General features: G+C 41.4%; 14 protein-coding genes. 5 read left to right on the forward strand and 9 right to left on the reverse strand.

All coding sequences use genetic code 11. The features are described 5' to 3' along the window. Positions 1-94: 94 nt before the first annotated feature. From KF872_09145 to KF872_09170, 6 genes are all read right to left on the reverse strand, one after another. Positions 95-1285 (reverse strand): hypothetical protein, encoded by a 1191-nt coding sequence (locus KF872_09145; GenBank protein MBX2903709.1) that lies wholly within the window; start codon positions 1283-1285, stop codon positions 95-97. Positions 1286-1436: 151 nt separating this feature from the next. Next, positions 1437-2855: an oligosaccharide flippase family protein gene (locus KF872_09150; GenBank protein ID MBX2903710.1), complete on the reverse strand. Its 1419-nt coding sequence runs from the start codon at positions 2853-2855 to the stop codon at positions 1437-1439. Between the two features lie 37 nt (positions 2856-2892). Further along, positions 2893-3918 (reverse strand): glycosyltransferase, encoded by a 1026-nt coding sequence (locus tag KF872_09155; GenBank protein ID MBX2903711.1) that lies wholly within the window; start codon positions 3916-3918, stop codon positions 2893-2895. Positions 3919-4200: 282 nt separating this feature from the next. Continuing rightward, positions 4201-4341 (reverse strand): hypothetical protein, encoded by a 141-nt coding sequence (locus tag KF872_09160; GenBank protein MBX2903712.1) that lies wholly within the window; start codon positions 4339-4341, stop codon positions 4201-4203. Positions 4342-4498: 157 nt separating this feature from the next. Continuing rightward, complete coding sequence (gene serS / locus KF872_09165; GenBank protein ID MBX2903713.1) at positions 4499-5773, reverse strand: serine--tRNA ligase; 1275 nt, start codon at positions 5771-5773, stop codon at positions 4499-4501. A gap of 126 nt (positions 5774-5899) precedes the next feature. Next, on the reverse strand, positions 5900-7723 hold the full coding sequence (locus KF872_09170) for a T9SS type A sorting domain-containing protein (protein MBX2903714.1): 1824 nt from the start codon (positions 7721-7723) through the stop codon (positions 5900-5902). Positions 7724-7811: 88 nt separating this feature from the next. Here KF872_09170 and KF872_09175 point away from each other — a divergent pair, with 88 nt between their 5' ends. From KF872_09175 to tsaB, 5 genes are all read left to right on the forward strand, one after another. Next, on the forward strand, positions 7812-10883 hold the full coding sequence (locus KF872_09175; GenBank protein ID MBX2903715.1) for an N-acetylmuramoyl-L-alanine amidase: 3072 nt from the start codon (positions 7812-7814) through the stop codon (positions 10881-10883). Positions 10884-10969: 86 nt separating this feature from the next. Next, positions 10970-12103, forward strand: coding sequence for a glycosyltransferase (locus KF872_09180; protein ID MBX2903716.1), 1134 nt, complete (start codon positions 10970-10972; stop codon positions 12101-12103). A 66-nt stretch (positions 12104-12169) separates the two neighbouring features. Then, positions 12170-14068: an acetate--CoA ligase gene (acs, locus tag KF872_09185; GenBank protein ID MBX2903717.1), complete on the forward strand. Its 1899-nt coding sequence runs from the start codon at positions 12170-12172 to the stop codon at positions 14066-14068. A 210-nt stretch (positions 14069-14278) separates the two neighbouring features. Then, positions 14279-16990: a 2-oxoglutarate dehydrogenase E1 component gene (locus tag KF872_09190; protein MBX2903718.1), complete on the forward strand. Its 2712-nt coding sequence runs from the start codon at positions 14279-14281 to the stop codon at positions 16988-16990. Then, positions 16990-17637: a tRNA (adenosine(37)-N6)-threonylcarbamoyltransferase complex dimerization subunit type 1 TsaB gene (gene tsaB, locus KF872_09195; protein ID MBX2903719.1), complete on the forward strand. Its 648-nt coding sequence runs from the start codon at positions 16990-16992 to the stop codon at positions 17635-17637. The genes KF872_09190 and tsaB overlap by 1 nt, the downstream gene beginning before the upstream one ends. Before the next feature lie 36 nt (positions 17638-17673). Here tsaB and KF872_09200 read toward each other — a convergent pair whose 3' ends face one another. From KF872_09200 to hisH, 3 genes are read right to left on the reverse strand one after another with little or no spacing between them, the layout of a single operon-like run. Then, complete coding sequence (locus tag KF872_09200) at positions 17674-18843, reverse strand: N-acetyl sugar amidotransferase (GenBank protein MBX2903720.1); 1170 nt, start codon at positions 18841-18843, stop codon at positions 17674-17676. Next, entirely contained in the window at positions 18821-19609 is a 789-nt protein-coding gene (locus KF872_09205; GenBank protein MBX2903721.1) for an AglZ/HisF2 family acetamidino modification protein, read from the reverse strand. Before KF872_09205 ends, KF872_09200 begins: the two co-directional genes overlap by 23 nt. After that, on the reverse strand, positions 19606-20205 hold the full coding sequence (gene hisH / locus KF872_09210) for an imidazole glycerol phosphate synthase subunit HisH (GenBank protein MBX2903722.1): 600 nt from the start codon (positions 20203-20205) through the stop codon (positions 19606-19608). Before hisH ends, KF872_09205 begins: the two co-directional genes overlap by 4 nt. Positions 20206-20440 lie beyond the last annotated feature (235 nt).

Here is a 20440-nt window from a genome sequence, read left to right on the forward strand (position 1 = left end):
TGGCAGACCACTAAGTACAAAATAGAGTTCTAAGGGTTGTGTTGAATTGTGCTATAAAAAGGACTGTTGCCCAATAACAACCACAGCCGAAGTTTTAACCGATTTTTTCTGCTAAGTATAATTTTGTTAGCGCTCTAAACATTACAGATTGCCCCCAGCGCATATAGATAATTCTTGCTCTTATCTTTAAAAAACCAATGCCAGTGAGGGAACTATGGAAGTAGCCTTTGGAGGTCATCATGTTTTTAATAGTCCAATCTGCAGCTTGTTTGGCAAGTGCCAATGCTTCCGGAAAACTTTGCGAAAGCATAGTGTTGCAGTAGATAGCCTCAGCACATCCATGTATATCAATCTTTTCTACTTGCGATATCTTTGAAGTAAGCGGATATGCTTTTTGAAAATAAAAGGTGTTGAAAAAAGTACGCAGTTGTAAGATACAAGTTTCAACAGCCTTGTCTTTCACAACCTTGTTTATACAATCAAGGGAGCGCAGTTCATATCCCGAATGGTATAAATCGTAGCTGTGGGCTTTACTGCCATTTGCATAAGAGGTGGCATAGTAAGGTAAGTAGCCGGCTTTGGTTTGGTCTTTAGCTGCAAATAGGGCAATTTTATGAGCAAGCTGTATCAGTTTTTGGTTGGAGGTTAGTGTTCCTATGCGAACCAAGGTTGCCCCTGCCAATAAGTTGGCGTTGTGTACCTGATAGTTATCAACCGGAGTATAACTGTAGCATAATGTTGCTTCATCTTCATAAGTAACTTTTAAGCCGGAAGTTATGAACTCCGTTATTTTTTCTAAGCAGGTAAGATGTTCGGGACTTTTAGATATAGAGTATAATTCTAAAATAGCAGAAGCAACCTCAGCCGTATTTACAATGTTGGGAGTTTGGTTGCTAAAAAAGAATTCCTTGCTCGATTGCCAACCAAATGGTAAACCCCATCCTATACCTCCATACGTAGTAATTGCCATAGTTTGAAGTTGTTCATAGGTAGCAATTGCTTTATTATACCATGTATCTTCTTGGGTTGCCCTATACATATAGCAATAACCCTCCAGCATATAGGCAAGCGTGCCGGAAAAAACAAGATTAGCTTTTACTCCCAAGGTTTTTCGCAAAACACGAGGCATAGTTAGGTTTAAAATATCGCAGCCCACTTTTAGAAATCTATTGGGTGCAATTGTTTTTAAGTAAAAAGCAGTAGCCTTAAAATCATGTGGATCAAATCCTTTATATTGTTTTTTTTCGATGAAGCTTGCTAATAAATTGATGGTTGATATATTCATGAAACTAATTTGTTTGAATTATTGCAAGTGATACAATATATGGGTGTTAATGAACTTTGGTAAAGCATTCTGTTTAGTCAATTATGTGGTGAATAAAAAGTATAAAGTAACCATACAATTGAAGTTTTGACGACTGTAGTGTTTAAACGAGTTAAAGAGACAGTAAAATTTTATACCATTTTTTACGGTAGGCAATGTATAAGAATAACATACTGAACAGTAGCTTTGCTGCTAGGTATTGCCAGTAGTATTGTTGTGCAAAACCATCTAAAGAGAGCAACAAAAGATTAAACGTAACCAATAAAAACAGGATTGCAAACACCTTTTTTTTATGAATTAAGCTCCGGTAAAACTCCGGCATTTTAAACTGCACATATCCAATAGACAGCAGTAGCAGCAATAAGTAGGAAGCAAAACTCAAAAATGACGCTGCTAAGAGACCTAAGCGTGGTATTAATACAATATTGAAAACGATATTACAACTAGCTGCAAACGAAATAAAAAAGGTAAGAACATAATTCTTTTTAGTAAAAAAAAGGATTTGAGAGAATAGGGTGTAGAGAGCCATTGTTAATACACCCAAAATATTGATATAGGCTAAGTAGCTCCACTCTAAATAATAAACGCCACCTAAAAGATAAATAGCTTCGTAAGAAAAAAGTGATAGGAATACAGTGGCAGCAGCTGTAATATACATAACATTGTTTATTAGCCTACTGGCTTCTTCTTGTGCTTGGTTGCTGAGGTGGGCAAAAAACTTAGGAATGTAGTAGGTTGCTAAGGCGTTAATAAACAATGATAAGAGCAAGGCAACATCGTATGTGAGGGCATAGAGAGAAGTGTCTTTAAGCGTTAGTATTTTATTTATTACAAATCTATCGCCAATATTTAGCAACAACATAGAAAGATTGTTGATTGCTAGCAAAACAGAAACACTAAAGAATGCCTTTGATTTAAAAGACTGCGTGGTGGTTCCCGAAAAGTGGTTTCTTGAAACTACCAGTAAGTAAAGCAGCAAACCAACCTCAATAGCAATTCTTACCAGTCCCTCTATATAAACTTTATGATGTAGAAATGGAATTAAAATAAGCCCAACCGCTATAATTCTTACCACACCATCGTTTACAAACGAAAGCATACTGAATAATGAACTCTTGCGTAAAAACTGAAGCACAACCGATATATATTGAATGGGCAGTTGCAGTAAGGCGGCAAACACGCCCAGCGTAAATATGGTGGGGCGAATTTTAAAAAAGGCACCCAATTGGTTGCTACATAAAGCAAGCAGCATGGCTGTTGCTGCACTAATTAAAAATTGATACTTGAAGAATTTGGCATAGTAGGCAAACCGATCGTTTTCATCTTTAAAGTCGAACCATATTTGGGTTATCATTTTTTTGCTTCCAAACTCAAAGAGTAAAGAACAGAGAGAAAACACAGCCAAATACATACTAAACTCCCCATACAGTTCTACCCCAAAAACCCGCGTGTAAACGGGTATGACAAAAAAGGATACGGCTTTCGAAAGAAGAGAAGTTCCTAAGTATTTCGATAAATCTTTAAGACTCATGAAGGCATCTTAAGCATTGGCAAGTATAAGTATTTATTTATCGGAGGGCATCGCTAATCATGTCTTTTAGTTTTTGCATTTGTGTGGTGGCGTTTATTGCTTTAGCCGTTTTGTTGGAATTGCTTTTATAGTTTTGAATCTGGGTTGCCGATATATTATTAAGTGCGTTGGCCATTGCCTGCGGAGAAAAATTGTCGGCAACAATTCCTAAATTGTTGTCTTCAATAATCTTTTTCATTTCTGGATTAGGAGTTATTGCAAGAGCCAACCGAGACTGAATAAATTCAAAAAATTTATTGGGCAAACAGTATTTCATATTAGAAGAATCATCGGGCATAATATATAGCCCAATATCATATTGGTTGGCAAAGGGTATTACTTCCATTGGACCTACCGGAGGAATAATGCGCACATTTTTACGTTGGGCACACATCTCTTTAAGTTGGTTGAAGTAAGGAACAAATGGCTCCGAAGTGCATACTAGCATTAAGTCCACTTCAAACCGCTCATCTAAGTAATCTGCCAGCTCTATCATTAAATGTGTTTTCCTGTGTGGATCAACAGCTCCGTGGTGGATTATTCTTATTTTATTTTCTTGTACCGGAGAAGGAGTAATATCTACAAAATCGGCAGCACTGGTTACCACCTCTACTCTTGCCCGAGGCAGCATTTTTCGGTATTGGTCTGCAATCCATTCACCAACAGTAATAACGTATTGTTGGTTTTGAAAATACTTCTTAGATAAATATGCATCGAATCGGTCTAAAAGCAAACGGTTAACAAGCGTTCCTCCGCCTCTGTCAAAATAATACTCGTGCGCATCTAAAATTACAGGTGCGTTTATTTTCAATTTATCCAATAATGGATATGGTTTTAAGTCGTGTACAATTACTAAATCGAATTGCTTGCCTTGTAAGGCTTGTACGGTTTTTTCAAAACGATAAATTTTTGAGTATGCAGCGTTGTATGCACCTATTAAGAAGAAAAATGCCTGGTAAAATTTTTCTACAAAAGACATTTTTTTAAATGCAGGTTTTGCTTCGTAAAAGTAAACTCCCTCCACGTCAGAACTACTGTATCCAATGGTGTGTATTTCATATTCGTTCTTTAAAGCCAATATCTGTCTATAAGCTCTACGGGTGGCTTTGATATCTGTAAAGCAAATAATTAAAACTTTCTTTTTGTTTGGCATTACACTTAGTTCAGACCCCAAAAGTATTGGTTTATGTAAATCCTTCTTTAGAAATATTAAACTGAACCTTAAATGTGTAGAGAAGATAGTTCGACACCCAGCACCCATTTACATGGAATGCCGTGTGGCAAAGATTGCGAAGTGGTAATTTTATTACTTAGGAAGGCTGTTTTTTTCAAGCAAAGCTTGTTTGGTTTTAATGCTCTCGCTCACCTTGGTACTAAAAATTACAAAGCCAATAAGTGCTAAACAAAAAAGCACTAGCATTAAGTTGGTTGAAGTGTCCGTTTTCATGTTGTTCCGTTTTTGAGTTTAACGCAATAGCGCCTCTATTGTTGCATGAATGTAAACACAGATATTGTTAATACATATTAAGTTATTAACATGTATTGTTGAAGAACAGGCGGTATGTTGTTTGGGTTCAATAATGTGTGGTTTACAGGTGTGTACACTATTTTGTAAGTAGTTGAAAACCGGTATATGGCTGCAATACTTCCGGAATGGCAATACCGTTTTCTTGCTGCATATTTTCTAAGATAGAAGCCACAATTCTTGGTAGTGCCAAGGCGCTGCCGTTGAGCGTATGTACCAAGCGTGTTTTTTTGTTTTCATCGCGGAAACGCGTTTTCATTCTATTGCTCTGGAAGGTTTCAAAATTAGATACAGAGCTAACTTCGAGCCATCGTTTTTGTGCGGCACTCCACACCTCAAAATCGTAGGTAAGTGCAGAGCCAAAACTCATATCGCCTCCGCAAAGGCGCAAAATTCTGTATGGCAAGCCCAGTAAATTCAATAGGTTTTCTACGTGTGCCACCATTTCGTCTAATACTTGATAGCTTTTATCGGGGTGTGCAATTTGTACTATCTCTACCTTATCGAATTGGTGTACGCGGTTTAGGCCGCGCACATCTTTTCCGTAAGATCCGGCTTCGCGCCTAAAGCAAGGAGAGTAGGCACAGAATTTTACGGGTAATTCTTTTTCGTTTAAAATTTCATCGCGCACAATATTGGTAACCGGAACTTCGGCAGTGGGTATCATGTAAAAGCCATCTAAGCCCACAAAATACATTTGCCCTTCTTTATCGGGTAATTGCCCGGTACCAAAGGCGCTGGCTTCGTTTACAATATGTGGTGGAATAACTTCGTTGTAGCCTGCTTCTACGGCTTTATCTAAGAAGAAACTGATAAGCGCACGTTGCAATTTGGCACCCTTGCCTTTATATACAGGAAACCCGGCTCCCGTAATTTTTACACCCAGTTCTAAATCGAATAGATTGTAGTTTTTTGCCAAATCCCAGTGTGGGAGTGCATTTTCGCTTAGTGTGGGTTTGGTGCCACCTTCGCGTACTACGGTGTTTTGTTCCGGTGTTTTTCCTTCGGGCACAGAGGTGTGCGGCAAGTTGGGCAGGCGCACCAATAGTTGCTGCTGTTGTGCTTCTACGGCTGCGAGGGCTTCTTCTTTTTGTTTAGACTGCTCTTTAAGTGTTGCCACTTTTGCTTTTTCGGCTTCGGCAGCTTCTTTTTCGCCCTTTTGCATTAAAGCACCTATATTTTTTGCAGCCACATTTTGTGCTGCCAGCAAATCGTCTGTTTCTTTTTGAATACTTCTGCGCTGTTCGTCTAATGCCAATATTTCATCTACCAAATGCAATTCGGCAAAATGTTTTTTGGCAAGTTTTTCTTTTATGGTGGCAGGCGCAGCGCGCAACACAGCTATTTCGAGCATAACAGTAATTTATTTTAAGGCTGCGAAGAAAAGAAAAGTGTGTGGCTTTTGGAATTGCCATAGCACCGCAGCCGCAAATTACAGCAGTGCAACAGTTGTTTTAAACGCAGTGCAAGCAGTTGGCTATTAAAATTTCAACCATTTTTTTACGCTGCGCTTTTGGGCATATTCTGCTACCAATTGGTAACTTCCTTGCGGCAGTGTGCTTACATCGGCTTCTATTTCGCCATTGTTTTTGTTTACAAATTTAATTGGTTGTACTGCGCCCAAATTGTTCAAAATATAAAAGTGTGCATCAGCAGCATTTTCTGCTTGTATGGTAAGCGTGGTATGTGCCGGATTGGGGCGGAGTTGCCACACAAAAGGTGTTTCGGTATCGGCTATGTGGCTTAGGTTAAACAGTACTTCAACCGAAGGCGTGGAGTGATGCACTTTAAGTACTCCACCCAGTGCCGCAGGCTGCCACCACCAACTGTTGTTTGCGGGCGAAGCAGTTTCGTTTAATACTATTCCGCTTGCTTTTACCTGCATGGGTTTTTGTGTGAGCCTGAGGGTTTCTTGTGTGGCAGAATCGTAGGTGGTATAGGCTATGCGGCTGCTGTTGTACGCAATTTGTTTTACTACCGAAGAAGAGCGGATAAGGTGGTTGCTACTATCGAAAGCAATGGCAGGATACCAGCCCATTGCCCTAATAAAATGGCGTACAAAATCGCCATAGCCATCGGTGTACCAAATAGAGTTGTTGCGGGGCGAAAATCGCACCTTGCCATCGAAATCTACCAAGTAAGTAGCCCAGTCTAATTGCCTAACGGCATGTTGAATGCGCGAAGTATCTCCGGCTTTTTCTGCATAAAGCAGTTCTACCGAGCCAAAGCGTGCAGTATGGCTGCCACCTTCTTTTAAATCGGCAGTTTGTTCTAAAATTGGTTTTACACCTAGCGAATCGTAAGCGCTGCTGCCTAGCAGCAGCATTCCATTGTCTAAAATGGTGCGGGCATCTTGCAACCATGTATTGCTCCAAGCAGTTTCTTTTTCAAGAATATACATAGCCATTGTAATGGCATTTATAGAAGCATTGGAAGGGAAAATTATATTCTCGAAAAAATTGCCCCAGTTGTTGTTTTGCAACGGATAGCGCTTTATCCAACGCATTATTTTTTGGCTGGCACTATCTTGTTGTAGGCTGCCTTTATTCATTTTTTTGAGTTCATCAAAAAGTGTGAGTGTGGGCGCAAGGTTGGCAGAGAGGTATAGTGCCGGATAGGTATTGTAGTTGCCCGGCAAGGCTCCGGTAAGTGCATTTACTTTAAAAGGATATGGCGAATGTAAAGAGTCGCCATCGGCAACGTTGGCAGCTAGCGTTGTAGCAATTTTTACGGCAGCATTTAAGTAGCGTTGCTCGCCTGTAATTTTGTAAAGCGTAATAAGTTCGGCACCAAAAGAGCCGGCTTTATCCGGTTGTGTAAAGTTGGCTCCCAACACATAATCGCCATCGTAGCGCGGCAGGTAAGGAACCGAATAATTGCTTGGGTACGGCAAGTTGGCCCAAACGGCCGTATCGGGCGATAAACTATATGCAAGATAGGTATCGGCAATATATTGCATATCGTTTACAAAAAACGAATCTCCGGTGTAAGCATACGCCAATGCCCACGAAGAAATCATCATGGCAAATTGGTCGCCACCCACTTTGTTTTCTTGCACTTGCTGCCCGCCCCAAGTGTGGTCTATCATGTAAAATTTATGATTGCCGCAGCAGGTGGGAATTTTTTTCCAAAAATCCCAAATGGTATTTAAGCAAAACTGGTACGAAGCGCCATGGTTGGCATTGTACCAAGGCAGCAGCTTGCCGTTTTGGTCGGTTACGGCATTGTGATATACAATAGTTTGTGAAGTGGCCGACTTACAAGTAAGGAATGCCGCCATAAACAGCAGGAAAAATTTTTGCATGTACGTTTTGTTTGTAAACCAAATGTAAAAAAGGAATACACCATTTGTGTGCTCATTTTGTTCTTTAATTTTCTATAAGTTTGGAAGTATGAAACAATGGCTAACGGCACTGCTTTTTACGGTTGGAAGTATAGTATTTTTAGTGGCGCAAGATTTTTCTGAACAAACCTTGCAATTTGAAATACAGCCGCAAACCGGACGTAGTTTTGTATCGAAACCTATTAGCCATTCTCTAAAAAAAACTACACCATTCATTGCTGCTTCTGCCATAGTAAAAGGTACAGCTTTAGATGAAACGGTACGCTTATTGGTTTGGGCAGCGCCCGATGGCAGCACCAAAAAACGCTGGATAGAACTGGAGCACGACCACCACTTTGAGGGTAATGGAAGCGAACTGCATTTTCCACCTGTTTTCTTGAATGGCACTACCCAAAAATTTAGATACAAATTGATAAACAAAGAAAAGCGAAGCAGTGCGGTTTCGGTATCTATCAACTTGTTTGTGCCGGCAAATGTGTATCCGCAGGTAGCACAACTTAGCAGCGAAGACAGCAGCGGTGCAAGGGCTTGCAGTTGCCCGCAACCAACATCGGTGGGCAGAAGCAGCTGGGGCAGCAGTTATGGTTTAACGGCAAATGCTTCGTGCAGCAATGTAAGCTATACCACTGTAACCCATTTAATTGTACACCATGCGGCAGGCACCAATTCCAGTACCAACTGGGCGGGCGTGGTGGCCTCGTATTGGAACTACCATGTAAATAGCAATGGTTGGTGCGATATTGGCTATAATTGGTTGATAGATCCTAATGGTGTGTTGTATGTAGGCAGGGGTGGTGGCAACAATGTGGTGGGAGCACACATGTGCGGCTACAATCAAAATACTATGGGCGTGTGCATGTTGGGCAATTACAATACTGCCACACCAAGCACTGCAGCTATGAATAAACTTACAGAGTTATTGGCATGGAAGTGTTGCAATGCCAATATAAACCCTTTGGGTAGCGGCTCTATTGCTTCGTATCCCGGCACTATGAATAACATTAGCGGCCATAAAGACGGTTGCGCTCCAAGCTACACCGATTGCCCCGGCACTAATCTTTACAACCAAATAAGCAACTTGCGCAATGCTGTAAACAACTTTATCAATGCAGGTTGCTCTTTTGGTTCACAGCCCACTGCACCTACCAACGATTATTGTTCGGGTGCTATTGCTTTAACTTCACAACTTACTTGCAATTATCAATCTTTTTCTACCGCAGGCGCTACCGGAAGCTTACCTGCTACTTCGCCCTGCAATGGTTTTACGGGTGGCAATGCCGATGACGATGTATGGTTTTCGTTTACCGCTACGGCAAACGAACACAGTATTCATCTTTTAAACGGAACGGGTTTCGATGGTGTAGCAGATGTGCGCAACGGCTGCTATGCTTCAAGCACAAGCATTGGTTGCAGCGATGAGCAGGGAAGTACCGGAGTTTTAAATACGGTGTCGCTTACCAATCTGGTTATTGGCAATGTTTATTACGTACGTGTGTATCATTATGGCACAGGTAGCGGAGGTGGTAATTTTCAAATTTGCTTAACACATCCGCAGCCGAGTTGCAACGAGCCTTCTACAAAGAGCGTAAGCAATATTACCTCCAATGCTGCAACGCTTTCGTGGAGTGGTGTAAGCGGAGCGAGCTATTACGAAGTTTGGCACAAGCAGGCAGGGGCTGCTTCTTATACCAAAACCACCACTACTTCTACTACTTTTAATTGGGCTGCTTTGCATTGCAATACCAATTACGAATGGGGTGTAATTACATATTGCGCCAATGGCACCAATAGTGGAGCGCCTTCATCTTTTAATGCTTTTACTACGTTAAACAATATACCTTCGGCTTCGGTGCAGCATACTGCTTCGGGCTACGATGTAAGTTTTACGGCAACAACTGCCGATACAGCTCTTACTTTCCGCTGGAATTTTGGCGATGGCGCTGCGGATGTTTTTCAGCAAAACCCACAACACACGTATCCGCCAACCGGAGTGCCAACTACATACCATGCAACGCTTACCGTTATCAATGCTTGCGATTCGCAAACAATTGCGTATCCATTTACTTTAACACCCGATTGTAATTTCAGTATCGCACAGCATATTGCAGCAGTAGATAGTAATTTTCAATCCATACAGGTGCAGTTAAGCAATGCCGAAAATTGCCCGTGGACAGCCTCTGCTAATTGCGGTTTTGTGGCGGTTTCTCCTGCTTCGGGCAGCGGCAGCAGCCTTATTACACTTGCAGTGGCAGCTAATGGCGACACGATGCCGCGCACTTGCGCTATTGATATTGCAGGGCAAGTATTTACCATTACACAAAGCGGCAAAGTGGCTCCTGCCAATTGTGTGTTTACATTGGCTCCGGATAGTGCTGTAGTAGATAGCAGCGCTCGGCAGATACAGGTGCAGTTAGGCAATACGGCAGCTTGCAGTTGGAATACTTTTGTGTCGTGCGGGTTTGTGCAAATTGCTCCGCAAAGTGGCAGTGCGAGCGGGGTGGTAGTGCTTTCGGTAGCTGCCAACAACGATACGCTCAGCCGCACTTGCAACATACTTATTGCCGATAAAAATTTTGTATTGATACAACATGGCAAGCAGCCACCTGCTCCACCTGTAGATCCTTGTTTGCCACCTTTGCCCGCTCCGCCAATAGCAGTAAACGGTTGTGTTGTGGCTTCTACTCCGGCCGTGCCTAATGTGCAATATGCTTGGTATAAAAACGGAGTTTTGATTCCCGCAGTAAATGGTAGATTTTTTACGGTAGAAGACGATAAAGGATATTACTATGTGGTAATTACCGATAGCAATGGATGCACAGCCCAATCGGCAGATATGTTTGTTGATTGTACGATACCGCCTTTGGGTATTAAGGAGGCACAAGCACTGTTTGTTTCGGTAGTGCCCAACCCTGCTTCGCAACAAGTAGTGGTGGCATGGAGCGAAACTTCATCTCCCGCTATCCTTCAAATACACGATGCGCTTGGCAGGCTCGTTTTTGCCGCCAGCACCACTGCATCATCTGTAGAAGTTCCGGTGCACAACTGGGCAAGTGCCGTGTATTTTTTTTCGTTGAAGCACCGGCAAACTACCACAAACGGTAAGTTTTTGGTACGGCATTAAAGTGCGGAAATAGCCTTGGTAAACCTTTTTTTGTAGAGAAGTAAATATGGTTTGGGAGTTAAAAATTTTGTGCAGGTTTGCCCTGCATGAAAATTGTTATTCTCGGTTCGGCACATCCATTGCGAGGCGGTTTAAGCGCCTATAACGAACGCTTGGCGCGGGCTTTTATTCAGCAAGGACACAGTGTGCAGATTTATACTTTTAGCTTGCAGTATCCGGAGTTTTTGTTTCCCGGCACCACGCAGTACAGCAGCGAGGCTGCTCCCGATGATTTGTATATTCATGTAAAGGTAAACTCCATCAACCCTTTCAACTGGTTGGCAGTTGGAAAAGAAATTGCAAAGTTGAATGCTGATATACTTATCGTGAAATTTTGGTTGCCATTTATGGCACCCTGTCTGGGTACAATTGCACGTTTAGTAAAGCGCAATAAGAAAACAAAAGTAATAGCGGTGTTAGACAATATTATTCCGCACGAAAAACGAATTGGCGACACCGTGCTGGCAAAGTATTTCGTAGACAGTGTAGATGCTTTTGTGGCAATGAGCAACAGCGTATTACAAGACTTGTCAGCATTCAACGCCAGCAAGCCGCGTTTGTTCAATCCGCATCCACTTTTCGATAATTTTGGCGAAGCAGTTACCAAAACCGAAGCATACGAAAAGCTGGGCTTGGAAATAAACACAGAGTATATTTTGTTTTTCGGTTTTATACGCGATTACAAAGGCTTAGATTTAATTCTGCACGCCATGGCAGATGAGCGTGTGCGCCAGCTGAATGTAAAACTTATAGTAGCAGGCGAGTTTTATACCGAGGCTCAACCGTATTTAGATTTAATAGAGCAGTTGGGTATAAAAGATCAATTGATTTTACAAACAGATTTTATTCCCGATAGCGAGGTGCGCTATTATTTCTGCGCGGCAGATTTGGTAGCACAACCATATAAGCACGCCACCCAAAGCGGGGTAACACAAATTTGCTATCACTTTAATCGCCCCATGTTGGTAACCAATGTTGGCGGCCTGCCCGAGATTGTGCCGCACGGCAAAGTGGGTTATGTAGTAGAGCCAAATCCGCAGGCTATTGCCGATGCTTTAGTTGATTTTTATGAAAATCATCGCGAGTTTAATATGCGCAACAGTATAAAGTCCGAAAAGGTGAAATACACTTGGAGCGCTATGGTTGAAAAAATATTTGCACTGCATAAAATGCTGCAATAGCAGATTGCTTGTGTTTTGATGCCACCAACATTCTTGTTTACTTAGCAAGCATTAAATGTATTTGCTATGAAACAAATTGAAAGCCTGAAAGAATACCAAGAAGCATACAAAAAAAGTGTGGAGCAGCCCGAAACCTTTTGGGCCGAAATAGCCGAAACCTTTTGGTGGCAACACAAATGGAACAATGTTTTGCAATGGAATTTTACCACACCGGAAATTAAATGGTTCGATGGCGGCTCTACCAATCTTTGTGTAAACGCCATAGATAGGCACCTTCCGCAACATGCAGATAGAATAGCAATTATTGGCGAACCAAACGCTCCCAACGCTCCGGTGCGCACGCTCACTTACAAAGAATTGCACCAAGCCGTTTGCCGCTGTGCCAATGCCTTACTCAGCTTAGGCGTAACCAAAGGCGACAGTGTGTGTATTTACATGCCCATGATTCCTGAAGGAGCCATTGCCATGCTTGCTTGTGCCCGTATTGGAGCCATACATTCGGTAGTGTTTGCCGGATTTAGTGCAGAGAGTTTGCGCGATAGAATAAACGATCTTTCTTGTAAACTACTCATTACTGCCGATGCTTTTTATAGAGGAGAAAAAAAGGTGGAGCTTAAAAAAATTGCCGATGAAGCCTTGCAACAAACACCTTCTGTTCAGCACTGTTTACTTTTTAACCACTGTGGCGAATCGGTTGCTTTTTTAAAAGAGCGCGATGTGTGGTGGCATTCAATTGTTTCTGCGCAGCCCAACCACCACGAGGCGGTGCCAATGGAAGCCGAAGCACCACTGTTTGTTTTATACACTTCGGGCTCCACCGGAAAACCCAAAGGTGTGTTGCATACCACCGCAGGTTACATGGTATATGTAGCTTATACTTTTAAGCAAGTTTTTCAATACCGCGATGGCGATGTTTTCTTTTGCACGGCAGATATTGGATGGGTAACCGGCCACAGCTATTTGGTATATGGTCCCTTACTCAATGCCGCCACCACTATTATGTTTGAAGGTGTTCCTACACATCCGGACCACGGCAGATTGTGGGATGTAGTAGATAAGCACAAAGTGAATATTCTTTATACAGCACCAACAGCCATTCGCTCATTAGAAATTTTTGGCACCGAAATTTTTGCCGATAAAAGTTTGAAATCGCTGCGTGTGCTTGGCAGTGTAGGCGAGCCAATAAACGAAGAGGCTTGGCATTGGTATTACGAAAATGTGGGAAAGAAAAATTGCCCTATTGTAGATACTTGGTGGCAAACCGAAACAGGCGGAATTTTAATTGCTCCAATTGCCAATGTTACTCCGCTTAAGCCAGCCTTTGCCACATTGCCATTGCCGGGAATACAGCCCGTTTTATTAAACGAAAAAGGCGAAGAAGTGCAGGGCAATCCTGCCGAAGGAAATTTATGCATACGCTTTCCGTGGCCGGGAATGGCGCGCACCGTGTATGGCGACCATGAACGGTTCCGCCAAACCTATTTTTCTGCCTATTCAAATGCGTATTTTACAAGCGATGGCGCCAAGCGCGATGAAAATGGATACTACAGAATAACCGGAAGAGTAGATGATGTAATAAACGTGAGCGGCCACCGCATTGGCACCGGTGAAGTAGAAGACGCCATCAACGAACACGAGTTGATAATTGAAAGTGCCGTAGTGGGTTTTCCGCACGATGTAAAAGGGCAGGGTTTGTATGCTTTTGTAATTTGCTCCGGCAACGTGCAACACACAGAGGCACTAATACAAGAAGTAAAGCAATTGGTAAGCGAAAAAATAGGCGCCTTTGCCAGACCCGATAAAATTCAAATAGTGCCGGGCTTGCCCAAAACGCGCAGCGGAAAAATTATGCGCAGAATTTTGAGGAAAATTGCCGAAGGAAATATTGCTAATATTGGCGACACTACAGCACTCTTAGATGCTTCGGTGGTAGAAAAAATTATAGAAGGTGCCGGATTAAAATAAACAGAAACTAGAAGGAGTAAGGCGCTTGCCATAGTTTCTGCACCAAAATTCCGGCTGAGGGCAGAGGCGTTTTTTACACTTCAAAAGCCTTTAAATACAGGTAATGACTAAAATTTCATTCATTAACTAAGTTTAAGCGATATAGTTAGCAACTTCTTGAAGTTAAAACCATTATGTTTGCTTTAGAAAGTAGAAAATATATAGTTAGAAATGGATAAGTATTCATACCTATCAAACGCCACACCCGAATATATCGAGAACCTTTATCTCGATTTTAAAGCCAACCCAAACTCGGTAGATGCCGATTTTAAAAAGTTTTTTGAAGGCTTCGATTTTGCCGCGGCTTCTTACAACGGAAATGGCAAATCTTCAGCCGTTTCGTTAGATGAATTTAAGGTATATCAACTCATAAACGATTATAGAAATAAAGGGCATTTAATTGCCACCACCAACCCGCTAAAACCGCGTAAAGACCGCAGGGCAAATTTGGAGTTGGAACATTTTGGATTGGGCGAAAAAGACCTCCAAAAGAAATTTCAAATAGGCAGCGAAATAGGCTTACCCAATGCCACCTTGCAAGAAATTCTTACGAAGCTGCAATCGCTGTATGCTGCAAGCATTGGTTTTGAAACAGGCTATGTGCGTGAAAAAGAAGAAGTAAAATGGTTGCGCGAAAAAATAGAAGGTGCTCCGGTTCTTTTCAATTTCGACATTGCCAAGAAAGAGGAAATTTTACGCGCACTAAACAAAGCCGTAGTATTCGAGAAATTTTTAGGAACTAAATACATTGGCGAAAAACGCTTTTCGCTCGAAGGTGGCGAAACCACCATTCCTGCACTTAAAGCTATCATAAATAAGGGAGCAGAATTGGGTGTGGAAGAAGTGGTGTTTGGCATGGCACACCGCGGTAGGTTAAATGTGTTGGCAAACATTATTGGAAAAACCTACGAAGAAATATTCAATGAATTTGAAGGCAACAACGTGGGCGATCCGGCTTATGGCGATGGCGATGTAAAATACCACATGGGCTATTCTGCCCAGCACGCTACCTCCTCCGGAAAAAATATGTATTTGAAACTAATGCCCAACCCCTCGCATCTAGAAGCTGTGAATCCGGTAGTGGCAGGTTTTTGCCGCGCTAAAGCAAATTCTATTTACCAAGAGCAGTACGAAAAAATAATTCCTGTTACCATACATGGCGATGCAGCCGTGGCAGGGCAAGGAATTGTGTACGAAGTGTTGCAAATGGCAAAATTACCGGGTTACTATATTGGTGGCACCATTCACTACGTTATCAACAACCAAATTGGTTTTACTACCGATTTTGACGAAGCGCGCTCCAGCGATTATTGCACCTCTATTGCTGCTACCATCGAAGCACCTGTTTTTCACGTAAACGGAGATGATATTGAAGCCGTAGTTTTTGTAAGCGAATTGGCTGCCGAATACCGCCAACTGTTTAAGAAAGATGTGTTTATTGATATGGTGTGTTACCGCAAATGGGGGCACAACGAAAGCGATGATCCCAAATACACCCAACCGCTGATGTATCAATTGATAGATAAACACGCCAACCCGCGCGACATCTATTCAAAACAATTAGAACAAAAAGGGCAAATAGAAGCAGAGCTTGCCAAAAAATTAGAAAAAGAATTTTGGAGCGATTTGCAGGCGCGGTTAGATATGGTGAAACAGCATCCGCTGCCATATAAACCACAGCCAACCGAAGTTAGTTGGCAATCGCTTCGTAAAGCAACCGGAAAAGATTTTGAACAATCGCCCGATACCGGAGTAAACGAGCAAACACTGTTAAACCTTGCTACTACTATCAACACCATTCCGGAAGGTTTTTCGCCCATAAAAAAAATGCAGAAATACCTTGCAGAGCGCCAAAAGCACATGGTAGAAGAAAAGCGCTTGGACTGGGCTGCCGGAGAATTGTTGGCGTATGCTTCTATATTAAACGAAGGAAAAGATGTGCGCTTAAGCGGAGAAGATGTGGAGCGTGGCACTTTTACACACCGCCATGCCGTAATCTACGATGAAAAAACAGACAACAAATACAACCGCCTAAGTAAACTTTCGCCTAAGCAAGGCAAGTTTAGAATTTACAATTCGCATTTAAGCGAATACGGAGTGCTTGGGTTTGAATATGGTTACTCTATTACGCATCCCGATCCATTGGTAATTTGGGAGGCACAGTTTGGCGATTTTAATAACGGAGCACAAATTATTATAGACCAGTTTATTGCTGCTGCTGAAAGCAAATGGCAGCGCAGTTCGGGTTTGGTAATGCTATTGCCGCATGGGTACGAAGGGCAAGGCCCGGAGCATAGCAGCGCACGCTTAGAGCGTTTTTTACAGTTGTGTGCCGAGTTAAATATGGTGGTGGTAAACATTACTACTCCGGCAAACTTTTTCCACGCCATGCGCAGGCAGTTGGCATGGGAGTTTCGCAAGCCGTTGATTGTAATGAGTCCTAAATCGCTGCTGCGCCATCCGCAATGTGTTTCTAATGTAAGCGAGCTTACGCAAGGCGGCTTTAAAGAAATTATTGCCGATGAACCTCAGAGCAAAAAGATTCGTAAAATTGTATTCTGTTCAGGAAAAATTTACTACGATTTAAAAGAGCGCCAAGCAAAAAAAGAAGCCAACGATGTATTGTTGGTGCGTTTGGAACAGATATATCCTATACCGGAGAAGCAAATGCAGGAAATAGTAAAAAGCTATCCAAAAGCAGAGATTTGCTGGGTACAAGAAGAGCCGCTGAATATGGGTGCGTGGTCGTTTTTAATAGGAAGACTGTACGATGTGCTTCCGATGAAAATTATAGCCCGCAAAAACTCTGCATCTCCTGCCACCGGCTATAAAAAGCAGCACGTAAAAGAGCAAGATGCAATCTTGGAAGCCGCCTTTGCATAATGAATGCTGTTTTGCTTTTTATAGAAACCGCCTCGCCCATTTGCTCGGTATGTGTAAGCAGGGGCAAAGAGGTAATAGCTACCGCTAATAGTACAACGCCCAATACACATGCCGGAGTATTAGCCGTTTTAATTCGGCAGGTGCTGGAAAAAGCCAAAGTAAGTGTGCGCGAATTGCAAGCTGTTTGCGTAAGCGAGGGGCCGGGTTCTTATACCGGTTTGCGCATAGGGCTTTCTACCGCTAAAGGTATTTGCTACGCTGCAGAGCTGCCGCTTATTCTTATTCCTACTTTACAGGCAATGGCGCATGGCATAAAAAAATATGCAAGTGCAGGAAGCACCATTCTGCCGGTGCTGGATGCACGCAGGAGCGATGTGTATTTTTCACTCTTTAATTACGAACTTGAAGAGCTAATAGCACATACATGCAGTAGTGTGAGCGAGGTAAATGTACTTGTAGAGCAGCGGCAGTTAAAGGCTGTTGCAGCCGGAACCGGAACCGAAAAGTTTGCCCCTTTTACACAGAATATTTCGGTAGTAGAAGAAACGGTAATAGATGCCGCAAACATGGTACCTATTGGATTAGAAAAATTTTACCGCAACGATTTTGCAGATTTGGCATACGCAGAGCCTGTGTATAGAAAGTAGAATTTTTATACGGAATTTGATTTAATCCATTATAGGTTATTTATCAATGTTGTATGTCATCATTGGTTTAAAAGGAAGCAGGCGGCTTAAAATTTTATTAGCAATCCATCTAACCTTTTCGTAAAAAGGATAGTAACTTGGATAGTCTCTAAATGTTTTGTTGTTGTTGGCCCAAATAGTATTAAATTCAGATAGGCTTATACCAAGTTTTTTAGCAACGTATTCATGATCGCTTTGCATTAGCTTAGGTTGGTAAGGGGCTTGTTGTAAATCTTTTAGTGCGTCTTGGCGAGAAATTTCTCCATTACGTATGTAGGCACTGAGTGTAACTTTTCGTTTGTCGATACCAAATTTTTGATTTAGCCAAACACCAATAATGTATCTGGTAAAAATATTTTCATGGTGGTGCCCTCCATAATCTTTCCAACCGTATTTTTCGCTAATCAATTTCTTAGCATGTTTTTTATTGAATTGGATGTAGTAAAATGGGCGAACCATTTTAACGCGTTTAATAAGTGTGAAGTACAACACATCCCAAATGGTTTGGTTGGGGAAGGTTTCTATCTTTTTCGTTCCAAATTTTTTTTGAATGTAACTAATAAGTCGCCCATCGGTATATGTCCACAAGGTAGGTTGTTTGCCTTCTGTTCTAAAATTGTTTCCAACAAAAATATTGGGTACATCAAACTTTATTGCAGTTCTGTATAGTGTAGATACAATGGCTATGTCTGTGGGAGCATCTGCCCACGGTAGTCCCGATTTTAGTTGCGAGAGTAAGATGTCTCTAAATTCATCCCAATTGATAACATAGGTGTAGAGGTCAATATCTAGTGCTTCTAAAACGTTTCTAAGATTTGCTACGGAGGTTTCGGTATTCCAACCATTATCTAAGTGTACTGCTAATGGTCGGAGTCCAAGTTCTATACACAAGTGCAGTAGATAAGTACTATCTGTGCCTCCGCTAACGCCTACAACCACATCGTATTTTTTTCCCTTCCCCTCTTTTTTCAGTTTTTCAGCAATTTGTTTCAGAATTTCTTTTCCTCGCTCATCATTTGGATTGTCATTGGAAAGGGCATCGTGTAATTTGCAGTAATTACACTCTCCTGAAGCATCAAATTTTATTTGAGGAACGGAACTATCCATCACACAGCGTGTACATATTTGCCGTGGAGCCATGTATTTATATTCTGTGGAGAATCTCATCTTTAAAAAGTGATTTTATTTTTTCGCGTTTTGGATAGTTAATAAGGATGCCTTTAATGCGACCAAAGTAAACAAATAAACTTCCGGCAGCTACTGCATCAACATGTGCTTGAAGTACTGCTTCTTTAATGTGCTGTAGGTTGCCAGCTCCTCCGGTTGCTATAAGTGGAATTTTTATCTTCCTTCGTAATTGTTGAAGCATTGGGATGTCGAATCCTAAACACGATCCTTCTCTGTTGATATCGTTGATGACAATTTCTCCTGCTCCAGCCTCTTGAATATTTTCTATTAGTGTAAAAATATCGGTGTTCAATTGTTTTTTACCATTCATGGTACATACTACAAAGTTGTTTTCGTTGCGTTTTAGAATATCTAAACACACTACGATACTTTGGCTTCCAAATCTTGCGGCTGCGTTGTTTATTAGATCTAAGTTTTGAGTTGCTGCGGAGCTTATGCAAACTTTTTCTATTCCAATGTTTATGACTCTCTCTATTTCTTCAAGTGTTTTAATGCCTCCTCCATAGCAAACAGGCATAAATGCCTCGTTTGCAATTTCGTGAATAAGGTTAAAATCTATCGGCTTGTTTTTTGAACTAGCATCTATATCTAAGAACATCAATTCATCTGCTTCCATCTCATTGTAAATCTTCACAGCATTGAGAGGATCTCCGATGTATGTAGGATTGCTGAACTTAACAGTTTTAACTAGACCATGGTTGCTGTATAGCAAGCACGGTATTATTCGTGGAAGTTTTTGTTTCATAAATTGATAAAGTTGCGCATCAATTCTTTTCCAAAACGATGGCTTTTTTCGGGATGGAATTGCACTCCATAAATATTTTCTTTTTCAAAGCCGCAGGTGTATGTAATTTCATAATCTGCTGTGAACAAAATATCGTTTGAGCTATTACATTTAACGTAATAGCTGTGTACAAAGTAGAATCTCGTTTCTTCGTCAGTAAGGTTGAAAAGCTTAGATTTTTTAGCTTGTGCAACATAGTTCCATCCCATATTTGGAACTCGTAAATGGGAGGGAAATTTTATGGTTTCTGCATCTATCCAACCAAGTCCATCTTCTACACCTTCTTCGCTTTTTTTAGTTATCAATTGCATTCCAAGACAAATACCCAATACCGGTATTTTTTTTTCTAATACTAGGTGGTTGAGTACAGGAGGTAAATTTTGAGCTTTGAGTTTTTTCATTCCATAATCAAAAGCGCCCACGCCTGGGAGTATTATTTTTTCTGCTTTTTCAATAAGGTTTATATCGTTGGTAATAGTGCTTTGTCCATCTAAGTAATCAATCATATTGGCAATAGAGCCTAAATTTCCCACTCCGTAATCTATTATATAAATCATATTGTTTTTCCAGTTTCTTTTAGGAGCGCAAGCTAATACACTACTTATCCTTTTTACTTGTTTAATGTGTTGATTTTTTCAATAGTGTTACCCACAATAAGCGGCTGTTTAAATTTTGTATTATTTAAAATGATACCAATAATAATATGTAGTAAAGGCATGGTTAGTTAAGTGGTTGTATTTTTTACTGATGGCAATACACACAAAAGTATATTTAGTTTTTAATCCTAAAACC

It is taken from the genome of Chitinophagales bacterium (assembly GCA_019638515.1).
Taxonomy (GTDB): domain Bacteria; phylum Bacteroidota; class Bacteroidia; order Chitinophagales; family LD1; genus UBA7692.

Bases quoted from the DNA above. Each gene is read 5' to 3' on its own strand.
- KF872_09145 (MBX2903709.1), bottom strand. From the start codon at position 1,285: ATGAATATATCAACCATCAATTTATTAGCAAGCTTCATCGAAAAAAAA.
- KF872_09150 (MBX2903710.1), bottom strand. From the start codon at position 2,855: ATGAGTCTTAAAGATTTATCGAAATACTTAGGAACTTCTCTTCTTTCG.
- KF872_09160 (MBX2903712.1), bottom strand. From the start codon at position 4,341: ATGAAAACGGACACTTCAACCAACTTAATGCTAGTGCTTTTTTGTTTA.
- serS (MBX2903713.1), bottom strand. From the start codon at position 5,773: ATGCTCGAAATAGCTGTGTTGCGCGCTGCGCCTGCCACCATAAAAGAA.
- KF872_09170 (MBX2903714.1), bottom strand. From the start codon at position 7,723: ATGCAAAAATTTTTCCTGCTGTTTATGGCGGCATTCCTTACTTGTAAG.
- KF872_09175 (MBX2903715.1), top strand. From the start codon at position 7,812: ATGAAACAATGGCTAACGGCACTGCTTTTTACGGTTGGAAGTATAGTA.
- KF872_09180 (MBX2903716.1), top strand. From the start codon at position 10,970: ATGAAAATTGTTATTCTCGGTTCGGCACATCCATTGCGAGGCGGTTTA.
- acs (MBX2903717.1), top strand. From the start codon at position 12,170: ATGAAACAAATTGAAAGCCTGAAAGAATACCAAGAAGCATACAAAAAA.
- KF872_09190 (MBX2903718.1), top strand. From the start codon at position 14,279: ATGGATAAGTATTCATACCTATCAAACGCCACACCCGAATATATCGAG.
- tsaB (MBX2903719.1), top strand. From the start codon at position 16,990: ATGAATGCTGTTTTGCTTTTTATAGAAACCGCCTCGCCCATTTGCTCG.
- KF872_09200 (MBX2903720.1), bottom strand. From the start codon at position 18,843: ATGAGATTCTCCACAGAATATAAATACATGGCTCCACGGCAAATATGT.
- KF872_09205 (MBX2903721.1), bottom strand. From the start codon at position 19,609: ATGAAACAAAAACTTCCACGAATAATACCGTGCTTGCTATACAGCAAC.
- hisH (MBX2903722.1), bottom strand. From the start codon at position 20,205: ATGATTTATATAATAGATTACGGAGTGGGAAATTTAGGCTCTATTGCC.